A 10689-nucleotide genomic window follows, 5' to 3' on the forward strand; every position below is an offset into this window, starting at 1 on the left:
TTGTTCGATTCATAATAATATGATAGTTAACTATAGTCAGTCTAGAATAAAAGAGATACAACCCATATCATGAAACAGCTTAGGTAGATTATTCTCCATCCAGCCTTGACGTAGAAATTTTGCCTGTGCCCACTTCTTTTCAATGGGATTTAGATCAGGGCTGTAGGGTGGCAACCAAAGAATACGAGAGACCATCCCAGATTCTGTGTAACTGACGTTTAGATTAAATACTTACACAAAATTTAGGAAGGTCTCTGAAAATTAACCACCTGACACAACTCGTCACCTACTAACAGATCTTGGCGGTCATAAAAGTTGCCCCAACGCTTATAATTATTATCCGTTCTCGACTCAGGGTTATAAGTAATGGCGATGTAGGTTTGAATTTTATTAGTGTCCTAAATTAGTTGACCACCACCAGATTCTTATCAAAGACTTCATCATCTATTATTCGCCAAACGGCAACTTGCTGATGGTCTTTGGTGGTGACTAGATTTAAAGTTTGTTCAATCATTGCTTGAGGTCTCATATCCTTATGATGTTTATTTGCTTCAAACCCAGTTACTTTACACTTAGCGGTTTAATTAAGCTACTTACTTGAGCTATTTGCTTCAGTTATTAGGCTTGGCTACTTACTCAACTTCAATATTCTAAAGGCGCCCTGAATAACTAAAGCAAATACGATGCTACCAATAATCAAATCAGGCGTACTAGAGTGTAACCAATTAACCAAAATCCCTGCAACAATTACCCCTAAATTGATAATCACATCGTTTGAAGTGAAAATCATACTGGCTTGCATATGGGCTTCTTCTCCTTCTTTGCTTTTCGATTTTTGTAGTAAATAGAGGCAAATCAAGTTTGCAATTAGCGCAAGAATCGATATGACTATCATGGTAGAAAAGTCAGGTAACTGCTCATTGCCAAAGAAACGTCTTAGTACTTCTAAAAAACCAAGAATCGCTAGCGTAATTTGAAAATATCCGGCAATTCTAGCAATCCGTTTTTTCTTAATGACCGTTCCACCGACCGCAAATAAGCTAATTCCGTACACCAAGCTATCTGCTAACATATCTAAGCTGTCGGCGACCAACCCCATCGAACGAGAAATCAGTCCCGTGCTCATTTCAATAATAAAGAAAGCAAAGTTAATGACCAGCACTATCCATAGTAGCTTTCTTTGCTCAGCATCTTTTTTGTGACTAGAGTCAGCATCAATTTTAAAATTATTGTTGGGATCAGAGGGGTCAATGGTTTCGGTCGAGAGTAGGGTGTCTCCTAATTTTAGGTCATGAATAGCAGTCTCTATCCCTTCTATATTGTCATGATGAAACACAGTTAATTGACGGTTAGGAATGTCGAACTCAAGATGTTCAATATTCGAGTGGCCCTCTAATTTCATTCGGATTAGGTTTTCCTCCGAAGGGCAGTCCATCTTCGATATTTTAAAAGTTGTTTTATTCATAGTTACATTTATATCCGGGTGGTGGTTCAAAAAGTAGGCTGAAAAAAAACAGGCTGAGAAATTGATAAATAGTGAAATGCAAATGACACTATACATCAAATGCCCAGCCTGTCTAAGTAACATTACCTTCCAGTTCACATTTTATAAACATACTCAAGTATAAAAAGTATTTTTCCGTATAGAGTGAATACGACGCTAGTTCATTTTGTTTGTGATAATCGGCATCAATGTGCTTATTTATTACGCTTACTTTCTAAAAATATCATGTCAATTATAATCAATGCGACACCGACACAGACACCTATATCTGCAACATTGAAAAGAGGATAATTCCAGACATCAGCATAATGCACATGGATAAAGTCAACCACTTTACCAATTCTTAAACGATCGATTAAGTTGCCAATCGCACCACCAAGCATTAAGGCCAACCCCATAGATAATAGCTTGGCTGCACGTGGCGCTTTGATTAAATAAACCGTTAAAAAGATAGCCATTACAAAAGCTACGCCTGAGAAAAACCATTTCTGCCAACCGCCAGCGTTGGCTAAAAAGCTAAATGCTGCCCCATAGTTATAAGCGAGTGTCCAGTTGAGAAATGGTTCAATGACCGGTACGGGGTCATTGAACGCTAATGTGGTTTGGGCCAACCACTTAGTCCATTGATCAAGTATTAATACCATTATCGCCAACAAATACCAGATAAAAGCGCGACTGCCATTGGCAACCATTTTTGGTATTTTGTCCAACTTATCTTTAGGTGTTATTGAGTTGCCTGAAGTCACGTACATAGCTTTAGGCGTATGATTTATGGTTTTAGAGTCAATCGATTGATGAGTACTACTCACAGCTATAGGTACCTTCTTGTCAGCAATATTAGTACTAGCCGATTCAACGCTATTCAATTTAGTACTATCTAATCTGTCGGTAGATTCAGTCATAGTTGTTTCCTTTATCTATGTTTATACAATGAACAATGTTAAACGTATATGTTTTTGGTATACGATTATTAATCGCGCCACTTTCATAAACGGCTCCACTTACCGCTCTGGTATTATGAAACTTACGGTAATAATTTTTTATTAGGGAATCTGTTGATTGATTTCAACATTAACCTGAGTCTGTTCAACGCTAATCATTATAGGATTACCCGATAAGTCGCCTGATTCTGCTATGGCATTACCGCTATGACTAATACGAGCAACGACTGCTAACTGAGTTTTGTCACTACGAGCTGAATTTAACGTGCGATCTGGCATCATCGCATCAAGATTGCTTAAGCGGATACTAGCCTCACCTTGCTTGATAATACTAATGGGTAAACGTTTGGCGGCAAACGGAGGGCCCCCTTTCACATCACGTATCGCTACAAACAACACATCATCAGCTTTCACTAACGGTAATAAATTAGCGTTAATTTTCACTGTCACGTCAATACCTTCTAGCGCTTGCTTTTCTTGCGTGCTAACGTAGTTGCTTAACTCATCTAAGCTTGCTAAAGCTTTAGTATGATCACCTGGTTTGGCCACAATGCTGCCTTGTAAGCGTTTAATCCAACCTTGCGCTTGGGCAAAGTTACTACCACGTGCCTCACCCATTGCCATTAGCATCTGCGCACCTTCATGCTGTGGATTTTTGGCAAGGACATCTTGTAATACACGGCGGCTACTGGCATCAAGCTGACCTTTATTGGCAAAAAAGCTAATCTGCGCATAAGTGGTCGCAATCTCTTCATTGTCTGGTGACAGACGGTAAGCGCGTGACAAAGCTTCAATCGCTGAGTCGGTAGCTTCAAGCGATAAAAACAGCTCTGACAAACGCATCCAGCGATCAGGATCATCGGCATGACGATAAACGTTGGTCTGCATCGCGCTGATAAGCTGCTGGCCGTTTTCGATTGCCCATACAGGTGGCTGATCGATTTTGCCAGTCAACAAGTCATCAGCGACTTTTCCGACCTTGTCTTCGGCCGTCCACAGATCAAACACAGGCGTTCGGTCACCCACCATCAGATACGCCAGCGCAGCCAATACAGGCACCCAAACCATGAGGATCAAGCGGCTTTTGATACCAGGGGTGACCATCGGCGTGACTTCACGCTGGGCATCCAATAGCTGACGCTCCAGTTCCAGCTTTTGATTTTGATAATGGCTATTATTAATAGTACCGCTGTCTTTATCTGTTTGTAGCTCAGCTAAACGTTCGCGAAATACTGCAACATTAATATCTAGCAGTTGATTGTCTATTGGTTTGGACTGCAAACGCGGTGCTCGTAGCCATGGCATAATAGCAATTAGCGCAAATATAAGAGCAATCAGCAAGCTTAGAGCTACAAATAAGCCAAAAGTAGAAAATAGAGTCATTTTTTGTCCTCTATGCTAGTAATATCGTGGTCGACATTCTCAGCTTGCGATAATAGACGATCAAGCTCAGCCTTTTCCGCAGAGGTCAAGGCAGCAGTACTGTTCACTGTAACGCCGTTTTGGCCACGGGCGACAACTTGGCGGCGTTTACTTTGCCAAAACCACCCTATCAATAATACGATCAGTAGCAATGGCGGAAAAAACCATAAAATCCATGTCGATGGACGTACAGGCGGCTTGTAGCTGATAAAATCGCCGTAGCGCTCTTGCATATAATCCCGGATTTCCGCATCACTACGTCTGTCTTTAATCAAATCATAGACTTTTTGCTTTAAGTCTTGGGCAATCGGCGCATCAGAACCTGCCAAGTTTTGGTTTTGGCATTTCGGGCAACGTAGCTCTTCGATTAGCCCTCGATATTGGGCTTCTTGTTGTGCAGAGTCAAAATCATATACCTCTATCGCCGCATAGCTGGTCACACTTAGGAGACAGGCAAGTATTAAGCTCGCTACTTTTATCGTAACGGCCTTTATTGAACGGGCTATCATTTGCACACCTCTTCAACCTGAATCGCATCTGGACTGACGTTATTATCATTGGCATCATTGAGTACCGTTAAGCAAGGCTCAATACGATCTTGCCAGTTACTCTCGTTAATCTCACCAACAATGTGCTGGCGAATAACGCCTTCACCATCGACAGTGAAAGTCTCAGGCGCACCCGTCAACCCTAAGTCCAAGGCAAACTGGCCGGACAAATCCTGAATAGACATCGAAAAGGGATCACCGCCTCGGTTGAGATAGCTGAGCGCATCACCGATATCGTCTTTATAATTCACGCCAACCAGATTGACACCACGCTCCTCTAGCTGCATCAAAAAAGGATGCTCAATAACGCAAGTTGGGCACCAAGAGCCCCAAATATTCATCAAAAAGGGCTCATCAGGTAAGTTGTCATTGGTCATGATCCGACTGGTATCGGACAACAATGGCAGCTCAAACGCTGGTACTGGGCGTTCAAGCGCGGTATTGGTTACGATTTCAGTCGGCTGCCCCAAACGAAAATAAAGCATAACCATAACAGCAGCAAAGATGATCAGCGGGATCAAAAACCATATTCTAATTTGGCTTTTTTTCATTGTTCGATTACCTTTTGTTTCAGGGGGTTGCTCGGAAAAATGATTAGACTTAGTCATTTTGCTTCTCCCCTATTAGTGTCGTGTTATTAGTAGTGCTTTTAACATCTAAATCAGTAACCGTCGTAAAGCCTGACTTACTCGCTGCAATTTGTGCAGGGGTCTTGGATGTTTTGAGACGATAGCGCCTATCAAGCATACTCAGCAGACCACCCAATGCCATAATAATAGCGCCGAGCCATATCCAACGAATTAATGGTTTTACATAAATCCTTAATGCCCATTGGTTACTACCATCGGCAATAGGTTCGCCCAGTGCGACATAAACATCGCGCATAAGACTGGGGTCAATAGCAGCTTCAGTTGTTGGCATCGTGCTGATAATATAAGTACGCTTTTCTGGAGTCAGTTTCGCCACTTCACGACCGTCTTTGGATACCACCACTTGCGCTTGCGTTGCATCAAAGTTACTACCCTTTATTTCAAAAAATTCAGTTACTTCAAAATCGTAACCTTGAACATTGACTGTATCGCCAATACCCATTGCTACGTCACGCTCAATACTCAGGCTACTAGTAAAGGCTATGCCAATGACAGCAACCAATACGCCAATATGAGCAGTCTGTTGACCCCAATAGCTCAGACGCAACTGCCGCAAACCGTTAAAAAGATTAGGCGCATTCTTAGTTTTATCTTTAAAATCAACTGCCATCCATAGCAGTGCCCAAAAGCTAACGGCTAAAGTCACACCAATATTAAGCATAGACGATGGATTAACAAAGTAAGTAATAATGGCGGCTAATACTAAGCTACTAACGGCGATGACCATGCCTATACCCAGTAGTGGACGGGTGTCTTTTTTCCAGCGAATATTTGAGCCCATACCCATAGCTATTAATAACAGCCACGTTAAAGGTACAAATAATGCATTAAAATAAGGAGGGCCAACGGACACTTGTCCTAAACCAAAAGCATCAGCGATAATAGGGTAAAGGGTGCCGAGCAGCACCACTAAGGTTGCAATCAAAATGATGGCGTTGTTGATCACTAAAAAGGACTCACGTGAAATCAGCTGATATTGACTTTCAACGGTTAAACGCCAACCTCGAACGGCAAACATTAATAGACCACTACCGATGATAATGCCAAGAATAGCTAAGATAACCAAACCACGCGTCGGATCAGCGGCAAACGAATGCACTGAGGTAAGGACTCCAGAGCGTACCAGGAACGTGCCAAGCAAGCTTAAGGCAAAGGCGAAAATAGCCAGCATGATGGTCCATGCTTTAAACACCCCGCGCTTTTCAGTGACTGCTAATGAATGCAGCAATGCTAAGCCGACAAGCCAAGGCATAAACGAGGCATTCTCTACCGGATCCCAAAACCACCAACCGCCCCAGCCAAGCTCGTAGTAGGCCCACCACGAGCCCAGTGCAATACCAATGGTCAAAAATCCCCAAGCCGCGAGCGCCCATGGACGTGACCAGCGTGTCCAAGCAGCATCTAAACGCCCTTCCCACAATGCCGCCATACAAAATGCAAAAGGTACTACCATACCCACATAGCCCATATATAACATGGGCGGATGAATAATCAGACCGAAATCTTGTAGGACAGGATTTAAATCAGCGCCATCGACCGCTAGATTGGGTAAGGTACGCTCAAACGGTGACGAGGTAAATATCAGCATCGTTAGCATCATTAACTGTACACCGGCCAAAATAACTAATACCCGCGCACGCATTGATAACGGCAAGCCGCGACTAAAGTATGATACCAGTGCACACCATGTGGCCATGATGGTCATCCATAGCAGCAAAGAGCCCTCGTGTCCGCCCCATGTCGCCGATAACTTATAGTACCAAGGCAACAGCGTATTAGAATGCTGCGCGACGTAACTGAGGCTAAAATCATTATAATAAAAACCTGCTATCAAAGCGCCAAATGACGTTATCATGGCGGCAAACTGTGCCCAAGCTAGGCTAGGGGCTAGTCGTTGCCAAGCAACTTGGTTACGAATAACACCAATAGTTGGCAGAATTACCTGCAATAACGCCAGTACAAAAGCGGTAAGCAAGGCAAAATAGCCCAATTCTGTAATCAACATACGGTCTAACCTTATTTACTCTAATGCGGTTGCAGTTTACTGTGGCGGTGGAATTTTTATTATTAGAACCCACCCCGAAATCTGCTGCTATCTCTAGTTTTTAATTGATTTCGAAGGGTTTTATTTAACTACTTTAGGCGGATTTACCAGTGGAGGCGCGCCTTTAAAGCGCAGTAAACGTAACGCATTAAGAGTAACGATCACTGTTGCTCCAGCATCAGCTAGAACCGCAATCCATAGTCCAGTAATGCCGAATATGGTCGTGATCAGAAAGACGCCTTTGAGACCTAAAGCGAAAATGACGTTCTGATGAATGTTGCGCATGGTGGCACGTGAAAGTGCGATGAGATGAGCCATGTCCGTAACACGACTTTTTAATAATGCGATATCGGCCGTCTCAATGGCCACATCGGTACCACCACCCATCGCGATGCCAACATCGGCAGTTGCTAGCGCTGGCGCATCGTTAATACCATCACCAACCATCGCTATTTTGCGGTTGTTCTTCATCTCGTTAAGCAGGCGCAGTTTGTCCTCAGGCAACAGCTCAGCTTCCCATTCCACGTCTAAATTACTGGCAAGTGCTTGAGCGGTTAAGCGGTTGTCGCCTGTTAGCATGACGGAGCGCACACCCATCGCTTTGAGCTGAGCCACACCTTCATGAGCATCGTCTCGTAACTCGTCTCTTAGTGCGACTACCCCAAGCACCGCGCGACTTTGCTCATCGAAAAGAACAGAGACGGTCTTACCCTCATTTTGCAGCGCCTCAATTTGCGCCTGTTGTGTGGATGAAATCAATGCCTCATCGGCTGCGTAAACAGGCGAACCGATAGCTAGCGCGCGCTCCGCGACAGTTGCGTGTACCGCTTTACCGGCAGTTGCAGAAGTATTGAAGGCCACAGGTATGAACACTTTAGCAGCTTCAGCATGACTAACAATGGCTTCAGCAAGCGGGTGACTAGAACCAGTCTCCACACTGGCAAAAAGTGCCAATATCTCATCTTGACCTTGAGAATTCTGACCTTGAATACTTGAGTCCTCTTGTGTAAAGGCAACAACATCGGTCACGCGTGGTTTGCCTTCAGTTAAAGTGCCTGTCTTGTCAAAAGCGACCGTCTTCACTTGGCCGATAGTTTCTAAAGCACTACCGCCTTTGATCAGCAAGCCACGGCGCGCACCAACAGCAAGACCAGAGGCGATGGCAGCGGGTGTTGATAGTACAAGAGCACAGGGACAGGCAATCAGCAACAGTGCTAGACCGCGATACAACCAAGTCGACCAATCTCCACCCATGGCTAACGGTGGAATGATAATAATTAGTGCGGCAATAGCCATCACTGCGGGTGTGTAATAGCGACTGAATTTCTCAATAAAACGGGCAGTGGGTGCTTTGGAGGCTTGGGCTTGCTCTACCAGCTCAATAATGCGCGAAATGGTGTTATCGGCGGCTGTCTTTTCTACGCGCACTTGGAGCACACCATCGATGTTAATTGACCCTGCAAATACATTGTCACCCATCGTCTTGGCAACAGGAACAGACTCTCCCGTCACGGGCGAATCATCAAGGCTGGACGCACCTTGAACAATGGAACCATCAGCAGATACCCTATCTCCAGGACGCACCAGCACAAGGTCATTCACTTGTAATGAAGTCGCTGGAACGTTACGCTGCCCACCTTGAGCATCAAGTAAAATTGCACTTTTCGGAACCAGCGATGATAAGGCTCTGATGCCAGCGCGAGCGCGATCAGCAGCGATACTCTCAAACAGTTCACCGATTGAGAACAAAAAGACAACCGCTGCGGCCTCTTCAGCTTCACCAATGATAAGTGCGCCAAGCACGGCGACGGACATCAGCGTTTCAATTGAAAAGAATGAACCTGTTTTAGCCAGTGCTAAGGCTTTGCGCGCAAATGGAAAAACGCCTACAATCACAGCGATGGCAAACACCCATATCCCATAAGCGGGCAACAGTAGTGACAGTGCATAACCGCTGCCCATCAAAATACCGAGGCCAACAACCTGTTTGCCTTTTTGAGTTTGCCACCATTGCTTATCCTGCGGAGCCATCTGATTGTCGCTGTCAATATCAATAGCCGATACAGTTTGTTGACCAGTATTGGCAGAGATGCCGAACCCTAGGCTTTTGATTGTTTTTTCGATATCACTAGCCTGAGTCGGCGCACCAGGGGCTAAATTTAGCTCTAGCGTTTCTGTAGCGAAATTCAGCTGAACATCAGAAACCCCAGGCATACGTTTCAAAGCTGTTTCAATCTTGCCGATGCAACTGGCACAGTCCATACCTTCAATATGATATTTCATAATAATTTACCCTTTGAATAATGATATTATGAACCCTATAGTGGCTTTAGAGTCAAGGTTATTTATCTACAGTTTCGTAATTTTAATTTCTCTAGCGCTAGTCTTTACAGCCACTTTAATTATTTAAATCATAGAGGTTGTTATGACAATCAAAATTGGTGAGCTCGCTAAACGCACAGGTGCCACAGTAGAAACCATTCGCTATTATGAAAAAGAGCGTTTATTACCCGAGCCTTTTCGTAGCGAAGGGAATTATCGTTTATATAATGAAGAGCACATTGAGCGTCTACAATTTATCCTACATTGCCGTACGCTCGATATGGCTTTAGATGATGTGCGAATCTTACTTGAATACTGGGAGTCGCCTGACAAGGACTGCGGCGATGTGAATAACTTGCTAGATGAGCACATTCATGCTGTGGAAATACGAATGGAAGAACTGATGCACTTAAAGCATCACTTGACCGTTTTGCGCCAGAAATGTGCAAGTAGTGCACCAGCGTCATCATGTGGCATTTTAAACGCGCTTGTCGATAACTCCTGTCATGAGTAATGATATCAGTAGTGTTCATTTCTGACGGATCAAATCATGAAAGGTTAAATACGCCCTGATGTTAAGCACAAAAAAACCCAGCAATGATATTAAGATCACTAGGGCGTGTTGAACATTGGGTATAAATTAATGGCAAAAAAAATAGCGAACGGTTAATCTTTAAGTTCTCACACAAAAAAGATATCGTTCGCTATGCCTCGCACTATGCTCAAAGATGAACACTGGACAAGACTGAAACCTATATTACTAGAACTTAATATCTATGACAAAGGAAATCTTAGACAAACGGTTGAAGGCGTGCTTTATCGCATGCGTGTTGGCTGTCCTTGGTGCGACTTACCCGAGTGTTTTGGCAAGCCCAATACCATCTATAAAGCTTACCAGCGCTGGTTTCGTAGTAATAAGCTGATTACGCTGTTTGCTTTATTAATCAAAGACGCAGACCTTGAGTGGGTCTTCATTGATGGTACTCATATTAAAGCGCATCAGCACAGCAGTGGTGGCAATGAGAACCTACAATCCATTAGTAAAAGTGTGGCAGGACGCGCGACCAAGATTCACTTGGCAGTAGATGCGCATGGCAATCCGATTACCTTTATCTTGTCAGATGGCACGACCCACGATGTTAAAGTCGCACCTGACTTAGTAGACAAAGTTAATTTGAGCAACACAGAGGTTTTATGTGCCGATAAAGGCTATGATTCTGATGCACTACGAGCGCATATTGAACAAGCAGGGACACGG

At 43.9% G+C, this 10689-nt stretch carries 11 protein-coding genes; 2 read left to right on the forward strand and 9 right to left on the reverse strand.

The genetic code is table 11. The annotated features are described in order from the left end of the window. Positions 1-36 precede the first annotated feature (36 nt). The 9 genes from ACT3TH_RS12975 to ACT3TH_RS13015 form a co-directional block, all read right to left on the reverse strand. Entirely contained in the window at positions 37-195 is a 159-nt protein-coding gene (locus ACT3TH_RS12975) for a transposase (RefSeq protein ID WP_224737862.1), read from the reverse strand. A gap of 208 nt (positions 196-403) precedes the next feature. Continuing rightward, the gene (locus ACT3TH_RS12980; protein ID WP_256713876.1) at positions 404-529 is read right to left on the reverse strand and encodes a hypothetical protein; all 126 of its coding nucleotides are present in this window, start codon (positions 527-529) and stop codon (positions 404-406) included. 99 nt (positions 530-628) lie between these two features. Beyond that, a complete protein-coding gene (locus tag ACT3TH_RS12985; RefSeq protein ID WP_057758797.1) occupies positions 629-1465 on the reverse strand; it encodes a cation transporter in 837 nt (278 codons plus the stop codon). A gap of 233 nt (positions 1466-1698) precedes the next feature. Then, entirely contained in the window at positions 1699-2406 is a 708-nt protein-coding gene (lspA, locus tag ACT3TH_RS12990) for a signal peptidase II (protein WP_057758795.1), read from the reverse strand. A gap of 141 nt (positions 2407-2547) precedes the next feature. Continuing rightward, positions 2548-3828 (reverse strand): c-type cytochrome biogenesis protein CcmI, encoded by a 1281-nt coding sequence (gene ccmI, locus ACT3TH_RS12995; protein ID WP_191114792.1) that lies wholly within the window; start codon positions 3826-3828, stop codon positions 2548-2550. Beyond that, positions 3825-4376, reverse strand: a complete 552-nt coding sequence (locus ACT3TH_RS13000) for a cytochrome c-type biogenesis protein (protein WP_191114791.1) — start codon at positions 4374-4376, stop codon at positions 3825-3827. Before ACT3TH_RS13000 ends, ccmI begins: the two co-directional genes overlap by 4 nt. Continuing rightward, positions 4373-5023, reverse strand: coding sequence for a DsbE family thiol:disulfide interchange protein (locus ACT3TH_RS13005; RefSeq protein ID WP_058025866.1), 651 nt, complete (start codon positions 5021-5023; stop codon positions 4373-4375). Before ACT3TH_RS13005 ends, ACT3TH_RS13000 begins: the two co-directional genes overlap by 4 nt. Then, entirely contained in the window at positions 5016-7070 is a 2055-nt protein-coding gene (locus ACT3TH_RS13010) for a heme lyase CcmF/NrfE family subunit (protein ID WP_105244429.1), read from the reverse strand. Before ACT3TH_RS13010 ends, ACT3TH_RS13005 begins: the two co-directional genes overlap by 8 nt. 120 nt (positions 7071-7190) lie before the next feature. Beyond that, positions 7191-9392: a heavy metal translocating P-type ATPase gene (locus tag ACT3TH_RS13015; RefSeq protein WP_444756241.1), complete on the reverse strand. Its 2202-nt coding sequence runs from the start codon at positions 9390-9392 to the stop codon at positions 7191-7193. 142 nt (positions 9393-9534) lie between these two features. Here ACT3TH_RS13015 and cadR point away from each other — a divergent pair, with 142 nt between their 5' ends. Both cadR and ACT3TH_RS13025 read left to right on the forward strand, forming a co-directional pair. Next, on the forward strand, positions 9535-9945 hold the full coding sequence (gene cadR, locus ACT3TH_RS13020) for a Cd(II)/Pb(II)-responsive transcriptional regulator (protein ID WP_007394845.1): 411 nt from the start codon (positions 9535-9537) through the stop codon (positions 9943-9945). 192 nt (positions 9946-10137) lie between these two features. Continuing rightward, a partial coding sequence (locus tag ACT3TH_RS13025) for an IS5 family transposase (protein WP_444756242.1) occupies positions 10138-10689 on the forward strand: 552 nt, incomplete at its 3' end.

The organism is Psychrobacter sp. AOP22-C1-C5, from assembly GCF_052378885.1.
GTDB lineage: Bacteria > Pseudomonadota > Gammaproteobacteria > Pseudomonadales > Moraxellaceae > Psychrobacter.